Raw genomic sequence first — 18,179 nt, 5'->3', positions numbered from 1 at the left:
CTATGAAGTGGAGGATATTAATAATATCTATATTAATATGTTTGACTACAGTTGGATGTTCTAATACTAGTACTTTGACTTTAGAAGAAAAAGTAGCTGATTTTGAACAATTATACAATGAAGTCAAAGAGGGGTATCCATATTTAGAAGTTAATAAAAGACTATATAAAGATGATTGGCTAGCAAATAAAGAGGATTTTAGAAGGAGAATTAAAAAAACATCATCAGATGAGGATTTTGCAAATGAATTAAATTCCATAATGAGAAAGTTGCATAATGGGCATACAGAAGTGATTACTGATGCTTGGTACTTTAATATGTTGAAAGATGTTTATGAACCTCTAGGATGGTATGATTTTTTTAATGATAAAGATTTAAACCACTTATATAATGATAAGGAAAAAAGTAATGCGTATGGAATGGGAAGTGGTAAAAATATAGAGCTAAAAGATTTAGTTAAAGATAAAGTGGGATATATGTATATACCTCAAATGAACTCGGCAAGTGGAAGTATTGACGATGATATGAAAAAAATTAGTTCATATATAAAGGAAATAAAAGATTATCAATCTCTTATCATTGATATAAGAGGAAATATGGGAGGTAATGATCAATATTGGATAGACTTAGTATCTAATATTTCTGATAAGAATTATAAATGTAGGGGATATCGCTTGGTTAGAAATTCTTCAAAGGTTATAAAAAACTATACAAAAGCGAGGAATGCAAAGCTTAATGATATTGATGAATTACCTCTGCTAAGTAATGCACCAAAAGAAGCTACTAGTATGTTTACACATTTTGAATATAATGAAGAGGTTGTGGAAGGAAAATCAAAAGCACCTTTTAAAGGGAGAATATATTTACTAGTAGATGATGATGTATTTTCTGGAGCAGAATCATTTGCTATATTTTGTAAAGAACAGAAATTTGCTACTATAATAGGATCCCAAACAGGTGGAGATGGATATGTATATGATCCTGTACTTTTTAAGCTAAATAATAGTGGTCTTATTGTTAGAATGTCATCCACAATGTATTTAACAGAAAGTGGTATATGTGATGAAGAAAAAAAAGTTACACCAGATGTAGTGGTGAATAATACTATAAGGTATGGTATACGTAAAATAGATCCTTGTATAAACAAGGTATTAGAATTAGAAAATATTCAATAAAAATAGTGCTCATTATATTGAGCACTATTTTTAATCTTCGTAATTTAAAGATAAGGACAATCTATCTTCTCCAACTATAGTATTTGGGAAAATCCTTGTGGCATTTTCTAAGTACTCATTGGGATTTTCTAAAGATGGACTAAAATGTGTTAAAAGTAGTTGTTTAACTTTGCCTAATGCTGCTAGGTTAGCAGCTTCTGTAAAAGTCATGTGTTTGTTTTTTACAGCTTTAGAAATATCCATATCATCTCCATACATGGCTTCGCAAACAAATAAATCACTATTTTTAATGAAGTCAGGGATAGTAAGTAAGAATCTCGTATCAGTAATAAAACTAATTTTAATACCTTTTCTATCATCTCCCAAAACCATATCAGAAGTATACATTTTTCTATCATAAAAAACAGAATCAGATTTTTGTAGCCTGTTCCACAGATGTTGGGGAACATTATTTAATTTTGCCTTTTTTGCATTAAACTTAGGAGCTCTTTTAAAATATAAGCTATAACCCAAACATTCAGTGGAGTGATCTAGCTCTAGTGTAGAAATTTCTAAATCTTTAAAAGTAGGATGATCTTCTAAAGTGAAGCTTTTATCTGGATTTTCTATTATTATCAATTTATAAGGCAAATATTCCACAAGTACTTTTATAGCTTTCATAGTTTCTATAATTCCTTTAGGTCCAACAATAGTTAAGTCTTCTGTTTTACCGCTATTGCCCATAGTAGACAAAAGACCAATAAGACCTATTATATGGTCACCATGGAGATGAGTTATTAAAATCAAATCTACATCTTTAAAACCACAATTTTTCATTCTCATAGATACTTGAGTACCTTCGCCGCAGTCTATTAAAATTTTTTTCCCTTTATAATTAATAAATAAAGAGGAAAGATTTCTATTAGGCATAGGTACATTACCACCACATCCTAGCAAAACTAAATCTATCATATGAACTCTCCTTATGTATAATTTATTTTAAAATAATAATCACTAATTATAATTATAGTCTTAACAAAATATCTTATAAAATATATTTTATTTAAAAAAGAGATTATTAAAATAATCTCTTTTTTATCTATCTTCCTTGTATAATTGTTTAATATTGTAAATTGATAATAGTACACAAAGTATGGCTATAACAGTTTTCATATTACCTCCTAAAGTATAATGTATATACTTATATCTTAATAATCGTCATTGTAATCATTTTTAAAAATCTTATTTAATACGCTTTTAATTATATCATAATTAAAGCCTTTATAAGCAAGGTGATTTGCAACTTTAGCATAAGCTTTTTTAGGGTCTTCATTTTTCACTCGTGTATATCTTTTTTCAGCTAAATAAAGAGCATTTTTAAACTCTGCATCTATATCAATTTCAGAAATAGCTTCATCAATGGCTGATTTTTCAATTCCTTTATTATAAAGATTTTGTTTTATTTTATTTTTACCATATTTATTTAGATTAACATTTGTAGTTACAATTTTAGAAGCTAATTCGTTATCGTTGATAAAATTGTATTTTTTTAAAAAATCAAGAACTTCATCTATAACGTCTTCTTCAAAATCATTTTCCAATTTTTCTCTAATTTTTTTCTCAGACTGACTAGCCTTTGATAGAATATTTAAAGCTTTATTTTTGCCTTTTAAAAACATTTCATCTTTTAAAATTTGTCTAAGATGATCTTCTTCTATGTTGTCACCTTTTTTTAAATTGAAAGTAAATACTAGCTCTTTATAAATAGCCATGAAAAATTTTTCATCAACATAAATATTTACTCTGTCTTGGTTTTTCTTTTGAACCTCAATTTTTGTTATTACAGACATATTTTGTCTCCTTTGAATTAAATTTATTGCTTAAAGTTAAATAAATGTTAAAAATCACTTGTTATATAATTGAAATTATTATATATATTAATAGTGAACAAATTTTTGCAATTAAAGTATAAATATAGATAATTTAGTTAATAAAAATATATATTTATGATTATATACTAAAAAAAGGGTTTTTATATAATAAACTTAATTGTTATAGAAAAAAGGGAGTAAAAAGGAGAATAATAATGAGGATTGAAGATATAGTTATTGAATCTATATTGAAAAATAATGAGAAGATGGCAAAATTTAGGGACAGTGCTCATAATTTAAGAATAGGAATATTAGGAGGAACATTTGACCCTATACATTATGCTCATCTAGCAACGGTGGAGTTTATAAGAGGCAAATATAATTTAGATAAAGTTATTTTCATACCTTCTGGTAATCCTCCTCATAAATTTTGGAATATAACTGATAAAAAAGATCGTTATGAAATGGTAGTACTTGCTACTGTAAAAAATGAAAATTTTGTAGTTTCTGATATGGAAATTAATAAAGTTGGAAAGACTTATACTATAGATACTTTGAGGGAGTTAAAAAAGACTTATCCAACTTGTGAATTATTTTTTATTACAGGAGCAGATGCCATATGTGATATAGAAGCATGGAAAGATGTTGCTGAAAATTTCAAATTAGCCACATTTGTAGCAGCAACAAGGCCGGGTATAAGTCTGCTTAGGGCTCAAGACTATATAGAAAAATTAGAAAATAAATATAATGCAAAAATTATAAATGTATATGTACCTTCCTTAGATATATCATCCACATATATTAGAGACCAACTGAATTTAGGGAAGTCAGTTAGGTACTTAATACCTGAAAATGTGGAATCATATATAAAGGAAAAGGGTTTATACAATTTTGGAGTTGAGTAAATGGATATAAAACAAATAGAAAAAACACTAAAAGAGATGTTACCTGAGAGAAGATTAAAACATTCTTTAAATGTATCAAAATGTGCATTAAAGCTAAGTGAAATATATAAGTGTGACAAAGAAAAAGCCGAAATTGCTGGACTTGTTCATGATTGTGCTAAATATTTTACAGATGAACAAATTGAAGATTGTATAGAAAGGTTTAATATAGAACTAGATCCTTTGGAAGTAAACAATATAGCCCTATCTCATAGTGTTATAGGTTCTTATGTAGCAGTAGATATATTTAATATTAAGGATGAAGAAATTATAAATGCAATAAAATATCATACTACAGGAAAGGAAAACATGTCTCTTTTAGAAAAAATAATATATATGGCTGACTTAATAGAAGAGGGAAGGAACTTTCCAAGAGTAGAAGAATTAAGAGAACTAACTTATAGTGGGAGATTAGAAGAAGCATTAATTTTATCTTTCAATAATACTATAAAATTTGTGATAGATAATAATCAGTTAATACACCCAAGAACTGTAAAAGCTAGAAATTATATATTAGAAGAATTGATTATAGGTACTTTTAACTAGAATGATTATTTTTCAAGCAAATAGTATTGTAAGATTGTATAATAATAGGCGCAAATTTTTAAATTTGTATATATAATAGTAATAATACAAATATTTATGATATAATAACTAGGTAGCTTTAAAATTGAAAGGAGACGGAATATGACTAACATGACTGTTGAACAAATGACAAAGATTGTTTACGATGCAATTGATGATAAATTAGGTCAAGATATATCAATAATAAATATAGGGAAAGTATCTTCTCTATGTGATTATTTTGTTATAGCAACTGCTGGTTCTACAAGACAAGTTAAAGCAATAGCAGATAATGTACAAGATGCTTTAACAGAGCACGGAATAGAACCAAGATCAAAAGAAGGATATGAAACTCAAAATTGGATATTACTTGATTATGGTGATGTAATGGTTCACGTATTTGATGAAGAAAATAGAGGATTCTATAACTTAGAAAAACTATGGAAAGATGCTCCATACGTGGATGTTGACACTTTAGCATAAAGATGTTAATATTATAGAAAAATAAAGATTGAAATCAAATAAGTTAGAGTAGTAGGAAAGTTTGTTTATTTCAGAGAGTTGATATTTGGTGTGAATCAGCATAAACTATTTTTGAACTTGCTAACATAAAATTATTTGGCCGTAGTTGGCATAAAGACTATCTAAGAGAGTTTACTTTTGTAAACTAATTAGGGTGGTACCGCGAAAATATATCCTCGTCCCTAAACGTAAAGTTTAGGACGGGGATTTTTTTAATATTATTAAGAAATTTTAGAATTTCTTAACTTGGATAAAATAATACTTATGGAAATTATTACAGAAAATACTTAGGAGGTAAATCATGAGCGTTTACAATTTTAAAAAGATTGAAGACAAATGGCAAAAAACATGGACAGAAAATAATCAATATAAAACTGACACAACGGATTCTTCAAAGCCAAGTTATTATGCTTTAGAGATGTTCCCTTATCCATCAGGAAACATACATATGGGACATGTTAGAAACTACTCTATAGGTGACGTAGTTGCTAGATTTAAGAAAATGGAAGGGTACAATGTACTTCATCCAATGGGATGGGATTCATTTGGTTTACCAGCTGAAAATGCGGCTATAAAACATGGAATACATCCACATAAATGGACTATGGAAAACATAGAGGACATGAAAGGTCAATTAAAATTATTAGGATTAAGTTATGATTGGGAAAGAGAAGTAGCCACTTCTACTCCAGAATATTATAGATTTACACAAGAAATATTCTTAAAATTCTTAGAAGCAGGTCTTGCTTATAAGAAAAAATCTTTCGTTAACTGGTGTCCATCTTGTGAGACGGTTCTTGCTAACGAACAAGTTGTTGGAGGGCTTTGCGACAGATGTGATAGCGTAGTTGTTAAAAAAGACTTAGAACAATGGTATTTTAAAACTACTGCATTTGCTGAGGAATTATTAAATGACTTAGATACTTTAGATGGATGGCCAGAAAAAGTTAAAACAATGCAAAGAAACTGGATTGGAAAATCTAATGGTGCTGAATTGGTATTTGATATAGACGGAACTGACAAATCTATGACAGTTTACACTACTAGACCAGATACAACATATGGTGTTACTTTTATGGTTTTAGCTCCAGAGAGTGAATTAGTTAAGGAATTAGTTGAAGGTACAGAGTATGAATCTGACGTTAATTCTTTCATAGCAAAAATGCATACTAAAACAGAAATAGAAAGAACTGCTTCTGATGTAGAAAAAGAAGGTATGTTTATCGGTAAATATGTTATAAATCCAGTAAACAACAAGAAAATACCAGTTTGGATAGCAAACTATGTATTAGCTGACTATGGTACTGGAGCTATAATGGCAGTTCCGGCTCATGATGATAGAGATAGAGATTTCGCTGAGAAATTTAATTTAGATATAATACCTGTTATAGATGAAGACAATAAAATGATAAACTCAGAAGAGTTCAATGGAATGGACGCTTCAGATGCATTTGAAGGTATAGTTGAAAAACTTGCTAAAGATAATAGAGGAGAGAAAACTACTAACTACAGACTTAGAGACTGGTTATTATCTAGACAAAGATACTGGGGATGCCCAATACCTGTTGTTTACTGTGATGACTGTGGAATAGTACCAGTAGACAAAAAAGATTTACCAGTATTACTTCCTACAGATGTTGAATTCACAGGAAAAGGAGAATCTCCGCTTACTACTTCTCAAGCATTCAAAACAACTCCTTGTCCACACTGTGGAAAAGAAGCGAGAAGAGAAGTTGATACTATGGATACATTTGTTGATTCATCTTGGTACTTCTTAAGATATATAGATCCTAAAAACACTGAAGAACCATTCAGTAAAGAATTAGCAAATAAATGGATGCCAGTAGATCAATATATAGGTGGAGTAGAGCATGCTATAATGCACTTGCTTTACGCTAGATTCTTCGTTAAGGCATTCAAATCAATGGGAATGTTAGATTTCGATGAACCATTCAAAAACTTATTAACTCAAGGTATGGTTTTAATGGATGGAAGTAAAATGAGTAAGTCGAAAGGTAATACTGTATCACCTATAGAAATAATAAACAAATACGGTGCAGATACTGCTAGATTATTCGTATTATTCGCAGCTCCACCAGAAAGAGACTTAGACTGGTCAGAACAAGGTGTTGAAGGATGTTTTAGATTCTTAAACAGAGTTTACAGATTAGTTGATGAATTAGCTGAAGTAGCTAAATCAAATGCTGAAGTAAAAGCTTTAACTAAAGAAGATAAAGCAATGAGGCTTGTAATACACTCAACACTTAAGAAAGTTACTGCTGATTTAAGTGAAAAATTCGGATTTAATACAGCTATAGCAGCATTAATGGAATTAATAAACGAAATGTATAAATATAAAGAATTAGATACTAGAAATGATGGAATAATAAGAGAAGGTATCGAAACAATAGTAAATATACTTGCACCGTTTACTCCTCACTTAGGTGAAGAATTATGGACTATGATAGGTAAAGAAGGTAGCGTATTTGATATAAGTTGGCCTAAATTCGATGAAAAAGCTTTAGTTCAAGATGAAGTAGAAGTAATAGTTCAAGTTAATGGTAAATTAAGAGATAAAATATCTATGGATGCTAATATAGCTAGAGAAGACATGGAAAAAGTAGCTTTAGAAAGTGAAAAGGTTAAAGCTGCAATAGAAGGAAAAAATGTGGTAAAAGTTATTGCTGTTCCTAAAAAATTAGTAAATATAGTTGTTAAATAGAATCTGCTTTAAATATATAAAGTGAAAATAAAAAAAGGGTCTAAAAATAAATATTTGGACCTTTTTTTGTTTATTAAATAAAAAGAATTATAAAAACCATATGTACAATTCTTTTTATGAGTAGTATAATAGAGAGGAAAATGTTTTTAATCAATATATTTTTTTAGGAGGTAAAAAACATGAAACATCAAGTTATACATACTAATAATGCACCAGCTGCAATAGGACCATATTCTCAAGCTGTTAAAGCTGGAAACTTATTATTCATATCAGGACAAGTTCCTTTTGTTCCAGAAACAATGGAAATAGTTGAAGGAGATGTAAAAGCACAAACTGCTCAATCATTAAAAAATCTTCAAGCTATATTAAAAGAAGCAGGAGCTGATTTCTCACATGTAGTTAAAACTACAGTATTCATAAAAGATATGAATGAGTTCGCTCAAATAAACGAAGTTTATGCTGAATATTTCGGAGAAAATAAACCAGCTAGAGCTTGTGTTGAAGTTGCTAGATTACCAAAAGACGTTAAAGTTGAAATAGAAATAATAGCAGTAGTTGAATAGTAAAATTTATAACATAAATTTAACACAAATGACCATCACAGATGGTCATTTTTTATTTATAATTAATATTATGGTATAAAATAACACTTATGAAAAGGAGATGGGGACATGGAAACATCCATTCATGCAATAGCATGTAACAAGTTATTAATTCTATTTGCAACTATAGCTATTACAGGAATAATATGCAGCAAAGGAAGTGAATTAATAAATATACCGGATGTAGTATTGTTTTTGATTGTTGGTATCTTTTTAGGACCATCTGTTCTAAAAATTATTGATATTACTCAGTTTCAACTGGAAAACCAATTAATATTAACATTTGGATCAGCATTTATTTTGTATTTGGGGGGAAAAGAGGTTAGTTTAAAAGTCCTGAAAGATGTAAAAATTAGTGTATTTCTTTTATCTACACTTGGCGTTGTTATAACATCATTTTTAATGGCAAAAATTATAGGATTGAATTTTCAAATTAGCTTTATGACCTGTCTTTTAGCAGGTTCAATAATAGCATCTACAGATCCAGCAACAATTGTGCCAATATTTAACCAAGTAAAAATTGATAAAAAAGTAAAACAAACAGTAATTAGCGAATCTGCATTAAATGATGCTACTGGAGCTATATTAACAGTGGCAGTTTTATCCATAATTATGGGAGGTCATTTTTCTGTAGAGGAAAATATATATAATCTTTGTATTATGATTATAGTGGGAATAATAGTAGGTTTGATAACAGGGCTGGTTTTATTATTCTTAGTCAATGATAGTCCACAGGGTATATTTAAAGACTATACTCCTATAATATCCATATTATCTGTAATAATAGCATATGAGCTTTCTACTTATTTAGGTGGTAGTGGATATATGTCATGTTTTATAGTTGGTTTGGTAACAGGAAATAAACAGAACTTTAAATTATGGCTTAGCCAAAAACACTATGATGCAGATTGTAGTGTGGCAGAAACCTTAGGTACAATTTGTAGAATGTGTATATTTATAATATTAGGTAGTCAAGTTCAACTAGATATATTATTTAAATATTTCGTACCTTCGTTAATATCTGTTTTAGGTTTAATATTTATAGTAAGACCTTTATGTATACTAGCATGTACTTTGGTAGATAGAAAGGCAAAATGGAATAAAAATCAACTTATATTTATGATGTGGGTAAGGGAAACAGGAGTTATACCAGCAGCTCTTTGTGGTATAATAACATCTATGAAGGTTCCTGGAAGTGAAATAATATCATCTATAGTATTTATGACAATATTAATAACACTTATATTGCAAGGAAGCACAACTAAGCTTGTAGCTAAAAAGCTTGGTTTACTAGAAATGGAAGATGAAGAATGTAAAGACGCAACAGGAAATTAAGAATATTAGATATAGCATAAATTATTTATATTTATGCTATATTTTTTTATTTTAAGGGTATTTATTTATATGATAAAATATAAAGTGACTAAATAATAAAAAGAGGTAGAGTGAGTATGAAAAATTATAAATTGATAGTGACAGATATGGACGGAACTGTCTTAGGTGAAGACCATAAAATTACAGATGAAAATAAGATTGCATTAAAAGAAGCAGAAAAAATGGGGATTAAAGTGGTCTTTGCTACAGGTAGATTTCATGATTCAGCTAAAGAACATGTGACTTTTTTAGATAATACAATGCCAATAATATCTTCTAATGGATCTATAATTAAGCATCCAATAACAAATGAAGTTTTATATTCTAATTTTATAGATAAAGATATATGTTTGAAAATAATGGATATTATAGATGAATATAATCTTAGATATCAAGTTTATACAGATGAAAAAATACTTCAAAAGTATGAAACTGAAGAAGAAAAGAAATTTATGAAAGAATTTATTCAAAAAAACTTCTCTGATAAGGCTGAAATAATATTTAAAAAAGACTTAAGAGAAGATGTTAAAAATAGCAATGTTTTAAAGTTTAATGTTATGGAAATGGAAAAGCAAGATTTGTTAGATAAAGTTAGAGCTGATTTAAAATTTGTAAATAATATAGAGGTTACATCTTCATGGAAAGGAAACTTAGAAATTATGAGTGAAGGCAGTCATAAAGGAAATGCTGTGGAGTATCTATCAAATATATTAAAAATAGATAGAGAACAAATTATGGCTTTTGGAGACAATTATAATGACTTATCTATGATTGAATTTGCAGGAACAGGTGTGGCAATGGGAAATGCAGAAGAAGATGTGAAAAAAATTGCTAATCATATAACAGATAAAAATGGAAATAGTGGGGTAGCTAAGGCTATTAATAATTTGATTTTACAAAAATTTGCTACTGCTTAATCAACAATTATGCTACTATTATAAGAAATGTAGATTAATAGGACAAATTATGCGCTAAAGGGGGCAATTTAGATGAAGCTTTGGGGAGGACGTTTTAGAAGTGATGAAAATAAGTTAATGGAGGAATTTAATAAATCCTTTTGTTTTGACTCGCTTTTATATAAAAAGGATATTGAGGGAAGTTTAGCTCACGTTCATATGCAAGTAAAAGTTAATCTGTTAAGTGAAGAAGAAGGAAAAATAATAATTGCAGGTTTAAAATCTATAGAGAAAGACATAGAAGAAGGTAAATTATCTCTTAGTGGAAATTATGAAGATATTCATAGTTTTGTTGAAATAAATTTAATTGAACGAGTTGGAGATGTGGGGAAAAAGCTTCATACAGGAAGAAGTAGAAATGATCAGGTTGCTATAGACATGAGATTATTTGCAAAGGAAAAATGTAAAGAGATTATTTCACATGTAGATAAATTAAAAAATACACTTAAAGAAGTAGCAGACAATAATCCGGTTATTATGCCTGGATATACTCATTTACAAAGAGCTCAAGTAGTTACTTTTAAACATCACCTTATGGCTTATTATAGTATGTTAGATAGAGATAGTAAAAGGCTAAATAATGCTTTGGAAATTTTAGATGAATCACCTTTAGGATGTGGAGCATTGGCTGGTACTACCCATAATATTGATAGAAATATTACCAGTGACATATTGGGTTTTAAAAAGCCAGTAGAGAATTTTATGGATGGAGTAAGTGATAGAGATTATTTATTGGAACTTATGAGTGATTTTTCTATAATAATGATGCATCTAAGTAGACTTAGTGAAGAGCTAATACTTTGGAGTTCTCAAGAATTTAGATTTATTGAGTTAGATGACTTGTATTCAACTGGTAGTTCTATAATGCCCCAAAAGAAAAATCCTGATGGTGCAGAACTGATAAGAGGAAAAACAGGAAGAGTATATGGGAACTTGATTTCTCTATTAACAGTGATGAAAGGATTGCCTCTAGCGTACAATAAAGACATGCAAGAAGACAAAGAAGGCTTTTTTGATAGTGTAAATACTATTTCTATGTGCCTTCAAATAATGGAGAGAATGATAGCTACATTGAGAATTAGAAAAGATAATATGAAAAAAGCTGTTAAAGGTGGTTTTTTAAATGCTACAGAAGTGGCAGATTATTTAGTAAATAAAAATGTGCCTTTTCGAGATGCTCATGGTATAGTGGGTGGAATTGTAATTTATTGTGAAGATAATAATAAATCTATAGAAGATTTATCTTTAGATGAGTTACAGAGTTTCTCTAAAGTTTTTGATGGATATATATATGATTTTATTGATTATGAAAATATATTGGATAAAGGTATAAAGAAAAATTTAAAATAAAAAATAAGATGGATTATCCATCTTATTTTTTATTTTCTTTTAAATTTAATTGATTTTCTTCTTCTTATTGCTCTTCTTTTCTTTATTATTCTAGAAATTATAAATATAATAAATAAAGAAATTAAAGCGAAAGCAAGTTTAATAGAATATTTTACAGTAGTATTTTCTGTAATAAATCCAAATAAACTATTTAAATCATTTTTTGCTACTAAATTTATGGTTTTTTCTAAAGTTTTACCGTTGTATACATCAAGAGTACCTACTTTATCACCTTTTTTAATAGGCAAATCATAATCTAAATTGACTTTTGCACTATAATTTTCAGATGCTTTACTTCCCTTTTCTAAAACAATTTTATAGTTGAACTCAGGTTCGTAAAGTAATTCCTTTTCTTCGGTAAATAGAACCCTTTTACTCTTAGTATAATCCGCCTTGTTAATTATTGTCTGAGTGTAGTAATTATTAAAGGCATAATCTATAAGAGTTCTAGAATCTGCATAAACATCAGTACCAGCATCTTTAAAGACTGCTGATATGACTCTCATGTCATTTTTTACGGCGCTTGATAATAAGCATCTACCGGCATCATCAGTATACCCTGTTTTTATCCCGTCTACTATATCATATTTTATATCTACAGACTTTCCGTTGTATTTAATTTTTTCCGTTGAAGTTAAAAACTTATTTGTATTAAAGAAAGTTCTTGTTATAAAACGTCTACTAGTAGGGGTATCGCACTTTTCAAAGGTTAATGATTTTGTGCGAACTATTTCCCTAATAAGGTCATTACTCATAGCTTCTCTTGCCATTAAAGCCATATCGTAAGCAGTTGTATAATGTTCTTTGTCAGGTAATCCATGTGGATTATTAAAATGAGTATTTTTTGCCCCTATTGCCATTGCCTCTTTGTTCATTAAGTCAGCAAAAGCTTCTTTGGATCCAGATACATATTCAGCCAATACTTCTGCAGCATCATTTGAAGAATGTACAAGTAATCCTTGTAATAATTCTCTAACAGTGAATATTTCCCCTTTTTGTAAGTACATACTCGAACCATCTACAGAAAGATCTTTATCAATCTCAATGGAGTGGTCTAAATCTTTTACATTTTTTATAACTAAATAAGCAGTCCATATCTTTGTTGTTGATGCTGGATATATTTTTTTATTTCCGTTCTTCTCATAAAGTACTGTACCTGTTTCGTAGTCTAATACTACGGAGTTAGGTGAAGAAATAGATACATCTTTGCTATCAGCAAATACAGAAATTGGACCTGAAAAAGTTGTTATAGAAAGAAGAAATGCTAGCAAAAAAGATAAAAACTTTTTCATAGGTAACCTCCCAATTTTAGTCTCGTCTTTTAGTATACCATATTTTTGTTAATAATTAAATTAAGGAGGGATAAAAATAGTGAATAAAAAGAAAATAATTGTTTTTATATTTATAATATTAATGTGTCCAATTGGATTGGTTATTAAAGACAAGCTTCAATCAAAAGAAAATGTATATGTTCTGACTGAAGATGAGAATCCACCTGAAAAAACTACTGAGGAAAAAGAAATAAAAAAGGAAGAAAACATTACAAATAAAAAAATAACTGTATATGTTAGTGGTGCAGTAAGCAAGCCAGGAATAGTAACTTTGAATGAGGGAGATAGACTTGCAACAGCAGTAGAAAAGGTTGGAGGAACGACTAAAAAAGCTGATTTAGACGGTGTAAATATGGCTATTAGAGTACAAGATGAAATGCATTATATAATTCCTAAAATGGGAGAAGTAGTTAAAGATAATAATTATCAGGCTATAAAGGAGGGTAATATTAATCAGGATGAATCGTCAAAAGCATCTCAAATAAATATAAATATAGCTACAATAGAAGAGCTAGATACCTTGCCAGGGGTGGGAGAGGCTACAGCAAATAAAATAGTAAATCACAGAAGCGAAAAGGGTGATTTTAAATCTGTTGAAGAGATTAAAAATGTTAATGGTATAGGAGACAAAAAGTTTGAAGACATGAAGGATTTAATATGTGTAAAATGACATTATAACTTTTTAGTAAATAAAAAATTCTTCCTAGGAATCTTAAACTTAGGAAGAATTTTTAAAAAGAATTATTTATCGATTATAGTGAAACTACTATCAGTTAAGTTAAACTTATCCTTTAAATTACTGCTTAAATATATTTTTTTATCTTTTGTAATAAAAATAGCATCAACACCGTCTAAGCTTTCAACTAATTTTAGACCATCTTTAACGCCTAAACCGAATGTTGTAGTTGAGAGTGCATCACAAATAATTGATTTGTCAGAAACAATAGTAACACTACTTAAATTATTATCAAAAGGATATCCTGTATGAGGATCTAGCATATGATGATAAATTTTATTATTTTTTTCAAAATATCTCTCATAAATTCCAGAAGTAACAACAGATTTATTAGAAACTTTAATATTTCCTATGGAATTGCCACGAGGTTTGGTTGGGTCTTGGACTCCTATGGAAAAAGGTTGATTATTTTCTTTATTGCCAAGAACATATATATTACCACCTAAGTTGATTAAAGCACTCTCTAATTTTTCCTCTTTTAAATGTTCATATATTTTATCTGCGGCATAACCCTTAGCAATACCGCCTAAATCTATTTTCATATTTTTCTTTGCTAATTTTACAGAATGACTATCGTCATCTAAAAGTATGTCTTTGTAGTTAACTAAAGTTATATTATCCTTAATTTCTTTTTCGCTAGGTATTCTCGCATTTTCTGTACCTATTCCCCATAAGTTAATAATAGGACCTATACTAATGTCAAATGTATCGTTAGACATACTAGAGAATTTTATGGATTCTTTAATAACATAGTAAGTATCCTCAGATACTTTAACATAGTTTTTTCCGGCATTGTCATTTATTTTAGATATTTCGCTAGAAGCTATTTGGCAACTCATTTTATTATCTATATCTTTTAATATTGCTTCACATTCCTTTAATATCTTATCCCCACTTTTTTTTGTAATATCGTACAAAGTTATTTCGTTTATAGTTCCTAAATTATAGTATGTATTTGAATACTTATCTTCCTTTTTATTCTTAATTATTATAAAAAGGGAAAATGCTATAACTACAACTAAAATTAAAATTGATGGGAGTTTTTTCTTATTCATAATGATTCCTCCAATTTTTTATGTTATATTTAATTTAATATTTATAATTATATCATAAATATTTACAAATAATATTTATGTTTAGGAGGTAGAAGGTTGAAAAAGAAAGACTTTATATTAATAATTGCAATTTTAATAGTTATAGCCGCTACTTTTGGGATTAACTACTTTGTAAATACTAAAAATGGAGACAATATAGAAATATATGTGGATAATAAGTTATATAAAACTTATAGTATTGATGATGAAGAAGAAATCAAAATAGAAAGTGAAGAAGGATATAACATAATTAAAATTCATGATCATGGAGTTGAAATTTCAGATGCATCTTGTCCAGATAAAGTATGTGTTCACACTGGGTTTATTACGAAACCAAGTGAAAGTATAGTATGTTTACCAAATAAGGTTCATATAAAAATAACAACTCAGAACAAAGATAATGATAAAAATGAAGAAGATGTTATAGCGAATTAAGAATTGGAGGATAAAATGGTTAACTTAGGAAATGATTGGGACGATTTACTAAAAGAAGAGTTTAAAAAAGATTACTACGTGAAATTGAGAGAGTTTTTAATTGAAGAATATAAAAGTAAGATTATATATCCAAATATGTACAATATATTCGAAGCATTAAAACATACATCTTATAAGGATACTAAGGTATTAATTTTAGGACAGGATCCATACCATGGAGAAAATCAGGCTCATGGATTGGCTTTTTCTGTACAACCAGGAGTTAAGACTCCACCATCTCTATTAAATATGTACAAAGAATTGAAGGATGATTTGGGATGTTTTATACCTAACAATGGTTATTTAATTCCTTGGTCAGATCAAGGTGTTTTATTATTAAACACAGCTCTTACAGTTAGAGCTGGGGAGGCAAATTCTCATCAAAATAAAGGTTGGGAAATATTCACTGATGAAATAATAAAGAAATTGAATGAAAGAGAAGAGCCTGTAATTTTTGTGTTATGGGGAGGAAATGCTAGAAAGAAAAAAGTTTTTATCGACAGTAATAGACACTGTATTTTAGAAGCTCCTCATCCAAGTCCATTATCTGCCCATAGAGGATTCTTTGGTTGTAGACATTTTTCTAAAATAAATGACATACTTATAAGGCTAGGAAAGGGTCCTATCAATTGGCAAATACCAAATATATAAAATAATATGTTTTTTTGTAACACCTTATCTCAAAAAGTAATATCTTATATTGAGGTAAGGTGTTAATTATGAAGGTTAATATATTAAATAGTAAAAAAATTAGTGAAATGGTAAAAAATAATGAGTTTAAATTAATAATTGATTTAAGAGAAGAAGAACTTTACTTAACAGGACATTTACCAGAGTCAGTTAATATTCCTACAGGTGAAATAAACAGCAACCTAGAATATATTAGAAGTATTACAAATGAAGGTATATTGCTATATTGTGCTAATGGAAATCAAAGTATAACAGTGGGAAAAGTTCTTTTACTAGATGGATTTAGTAATGTGTATAGTCTTGCTAATGGAATAAAAAATTACAAATATAAATTATATAAATAATTTTAAACAAAAGGTAACATTTTTGTTAATTGTTGAACCTTGGTGAAAGAGTGCTTAAATAGTTGAAAAAACTAGATAGGCACTTTTTGCATTTTTTGTCAAGTTGACAGGCGATTAAAAATAGTTTACAATTTAGTTACAAAATGACTTTGGAAAATGATTTAAAGTTAAATAAAACTTAGGAGGAGATAGTTTGAGTTATCTAAATAGAAAAGTAAAATCTATTATGTTATCGGGACTATTATCTATGGGGATTGTAACAGCAAATTATGTTGCCTTTAATAAAGAGGTTGTTTTAGTAGTTGATGGACAAGAAATTGAAGTGAATTCATTTCAACCAAATGTACAAGGTGTACTAGAAGAAAATGAAATAGATTATGACAAAAACGATATAATTAGCCAAGATTTGGATACTTCTTTGAAAAATGGAATGAAAATAGAAGTTAAGCAGGTTGAAAAAAAGACTATTACTGAAACAGAAGATATACCTTATGATACAGTTATAAAAAAAGATAAATCTTTATTAAAAGGTAAAACAGAGGTATCGCAAAAAGGGAAAAAAGGTACGAAAGAGCTTATATTTGAGGCTATATACCAAAATGGTAAATTAGTAAGTAAAACCTTAGTAGAAAAAAATACAATAGAAAAATCTAAGGATAAGATAATTAAAAAGGGTACAAAAGAAAAGAAAGAAGCTAAAAGTACTAGCAAAAATGCAAGTAGTGCGAAAAGCAGTTTAGGGAAGAAAGTAACAGTGTCAGCAACAGCTTACAGTGGACATACTATAACAGCTACGGGTACAGTTCCTAAATGGGGAACTATAGCAGTAGATCCGACTGTTATACCATATGGAACAAAGGTATATATACCTCAATTTGATAAGTATTTTATAGCTGAAGACTGTGGTGGAGGAATCAAAGGTAATAAAATCGATATATTTATGAATAGTGAATCTCAGTGTAATAACTGGGGTAAAAGAACAATAGATATATATATTGTTCAATAGATAAAAGCCTTAAGGTGGACAACCATCTTAAGGTTTTTTTATGTCCTTATAGATTATAAGATATTTAGCTTTTACATATATTATAATCTTGTATTATAATCTTGACTATTTTAAGCTAAGTAAAGGTGCATTCTTAATAACATGAATTATTTCAATGACACCTGGTTTAAAGAAAGGAAATTTTTTATATTTTTGTTTCTAAAATTAAAAATTAAAAGTTTAGTAATAGTATATTTTATAATTAAAAATATTAAATAATGAATTTCTAATTATATAACTCAAATTAAATAATTAAAAGGTTTTTAGAAGGGAATTGTAAAAATGAATGTTTACTTATACTAAAGTTTAAATAAAATAATATAAACATAACTTGAATGTTATTGATGAAATGCTGAAAAATAGAGGC

18 protein-coding genes and 1 other annotated feature are annotated in these 18,179 nt (G+C 28.5%); of the genes, 14 read left to right on the top strand and 4 right to left on the bottom strand.

Annotated features, from left to right (window positions below; translation table 11 throughout):
* Nucleotides 1-2: 2 nt before the first annotated feature.
* Entirely contained in the window at nt 3-1,175 is a 1,173-nt protein-coding gene (locus TEGL_RS16240; RefSeq protein ID WP_018591522.1) for a S41 family peptidase, read from the top strand.
* A gap of 30 nt (nt 1,176-1,205) precedes the next feature.
* On the opposite strand, the gene TEGL_RS16235 is transcribed toward TEGL_RS16240, so the two are convergent.
* Complete coding sequence (locus TEGL_RS16235; protein ID WP_018591521.1) at nt 1,206-2,126, bottom strand: ribonuclease Z; 921 nt, start codon at nt 2,124-2,126, stop codon at nt 1,206-1,208.
* A gap of 236 nt (nt 2,127-2,362) precedes the next feature.
* Nucleotides 2,363-3,004 carry a recombination regulator RecX gene (recX, locus tag TEGL_RS16230; RefSeq protein ID WP_018591520.1) on the bottom strand — a complete coding sequence of 214 codons (642 nt, stop codon included), beginning with the start codon at nt 3,002-3,004 and terminating at the stop codon, nt 2,363-2,365.
* Between the two features lie 236 nt (nt 3,005-3,240).
* Here recX and nadD point away from each other — a divergent pair, with 236 nt between their 5' ends.
* The 8 genes from nadD to argH all read left to right on the top strand — a co-directional run bounded on the left by nadD (nt 3,241) and on the right by argH (nt 12,059).
* On the top strand, nt 3,241-3,930 hold the full coding sequence (nadD, locus tag TEGL_RS16225; RefSeq protein WP_018591519.1) for a nicotinate-nucleotide adenylyltransferase: 690 nt from the start codon (nt 3,241-3,243) through the stop codon (nt 3,928-3,930).
* The gene (gene yqeK / locus TEGL_RS16220; protein ID WP_018591518.1) at nt 3,931-4,515 is read left to right on the top strand and encodes a bis(5'-nucleosyl)-tetraphosphatase (symmetrical) YqeK; all 585 of its coding nucleotides are present in this window, start codon (nt 3,931-3,933) and stop codon (nt 4,513-4,515) included. It abuts the gene before it with no gap.
* A gap of 150 nt (nt 4,516-4,665) precedes the next feature.
* Nucleotides 4,666-5,016, top strand: a complete 351-nt coding sequence (gene rsfS, locus TEGL_RS16215) for a ribosome silencing factor (protein ID WP_026255137.1) — start codon at nt 4,666-4,668, stop codon at nt 5,014-5,016.
* A gap of 36 nt (nt 5,017-5,052) precedes the next feature.
* Nucleotides 5,053-5,242 (top strand) — a binding site (T-box leader).
* Nucleotides 5,243-5,356: 114 nt separating this feature from the next.
* A complete protein-coding gene (gene leuS / locus TEGL_RS16210; protein WP_018591516.1) occupies nt 5,357-7,777 on the top strand; it encodes a leucine--tRNA ligase in 2,421 nt (806 codons plus the stop codon).
* Nucleotides 7,778-7,956: 179 nt separating this feature from the next.
* Nucleotides 7,957-8,340: a RidA family protein gene (locus TEGL_RS16205; protein WP_018591515.1), complete on the top strand. Its 384-nt coding sequence runs from the start codon at nt 7,957-7,959 to the stop codon at nt 8,338-8,340.
* A 108-nt stretch (nt 8,341-8,448) separates the two neighbouring features.
* Nucleotides 8,449-9,714 carry a cation:proton antiporter gene (locus tag TEGL_RS16200; RefSeq protein WP_018591514.1) on the top strand — a complete coding sequence of 422 codons (1,266 nt, stop codon included), beginning with the start codon at nt 8,449-8,451 and terminating at the stop codon, nt 9,712-9,714.
* Nucleotides 9,715-9,830: 116 nt separating this feature from the next.
* Nucleotides 9,831-10,670: a Cof-type HAD-IIB family hydrolase gene (locus TEGL_RS16195; protein WP_018591513.1), complete on the top strand. Its 840-nt coding sequence runs from the start codon at nt 9,831-9,833 to the stop codon at nt 10,668-10,670.
* A 72-nt stretch (nt 10,671-10,742) separates the two neighbouring features.
* The gene (gene argH, locus TEGL_RS16190) at nt 10,743-12,059 is read left to right on the top strand and encodes an argininosuccinate lyase (RefSeq protein WP_018591512.1); all 1,317 of its coding nucleotides are present in this window, start codon (nt 10,743-10,745) and stop codon (nt 12,057-12,059) included.
* Nucleotides 12,060-12,088: 29 nt separating this feature from the next.
* On the opposite strand, the gene TEGL_RS16185 is transcribed toward argH, so the two are convergent.
* The gene (locus TEGL_RS16185) at nt 12,089-13,390 is read right to left on the bottom strand and encodes a D-alanyl-D-alanine carboxypeptidase family protein (protein WP_018591511.1); all 1,302 of its coding nucleotides are present in this window, start codon (nt 13,388-13,390) and stop codon (nt 12,089-12,091) included.
* A gap of 79 nt (nt 13,391-13,469) precedes the next feature.
* On the opposite strand from TEGL_RS16185, the gene TEGL_RS16180 reads away from it, so the two are divergent.
* Nucleotides 13,470-14,099, top strand: a complete 630-nt coding sequence (locus tag TEGL_RS16180) for a helix-hairpin-helix domain-containing protein (protein ID WP_018591510.1) — start codon at nt 13,470-13,472, stop codon at nt 14,097-14,099.
* A gap of 71 nt (nt 14,100-14,170) precedes the next feature.
* Here TEGL_RS16180 and TEGL_RS16175 read toward each other — a convergent pair whose 3' ends face one another.
* Nucleotides 14,171-15,220 (bottom strand): FAD:protein FMN transferase, encoded by a 1,050-nt coding sequence (locus TEGL_RS16175; protein WP_018591509.1) that lies wholly within the window; start codon nt 15,218-15,220, stop codon nt 14,171-14,173.
* 96 nt (nt 15,221-15,316) lie between these two features.
* Here TEGL_RS16175 and TEGL_RS16170 point away from each other — a divergent pair, with 96 nt between their 5' ends.
* The 4 genes from TEGL_RS16170 to TEGL_RS16155 all read left to right on the top strand — a co-directional run bounded on the left by TEGL_RS16170 (nt 15,317) and on the right by TEGL_RS16155 (nt 17,773).
* On the top strand, nt 15,317-15,694 hold the full coding sequence (locus tag TEGL_RS16170) for a NusG domain II-containing protein (protein ID WP_018591508.1): 378 nt from the start codon (nt 15,317-15,319) through the stop codon (nt 15,692-15,694).
* A 15-nt stretch (nt 15,695-15,709) separates the two neighbouring features.
* Nucleotides 15,710-16,384 (top strand): uracil-DNA glycosylase, encoded by a 675-nt coding sequence (locus TEGL_RS16165; RefSeq protein ID WP_018591507.1) that lies wholly within the window; start codon nt 15,710-15,712, stop codon nt 16,382-16,384.
* A 68-nt stretch (nt 16,385-16,452) separates the two neighbouring features.
* A complete protein-coding gene (locus tag TEGL_RS16160) occupies nt 16,453-16,767 on the top strand; it encodes a rhodanese-like domain-containing protein (protein WP_018591506.1) in 315 nt (104 codons plus the stop codon).
* A gap of 193 nt (nt 16,768-16,960) precedes the next feature.
* Nucleotides 16,961-17,773, top strand: coding sequence for a 3D domain-containing protein (locus tag TEGL_RS16155; RefSeq protein WP_018591505.1), 813 nt, complete (start codon nt 16,961-16,963; stop codon nt 17,771-17,773).
* The last annotated feature ends 406 nt before the right edge of the window (nt 17,774-18,179 follow it).

Source organism: Terrisporobacter glycolicus ATCC 14880 = DSM 1288 (genome assembly GCF_036812735.1).
GTDB classification, from domain to species: Bacteria; Bacillota; Clostridia; order Peptostreptococcales; family Peptostreptococcaceae; genus Terrisporobacter; species Terrisporobacter glycolicus.
The sequence above is the reverse complement of the archived record's forward strand: the minus strand, read 5'-3'. Positions and strand labels throughout refer to the sequence as shown.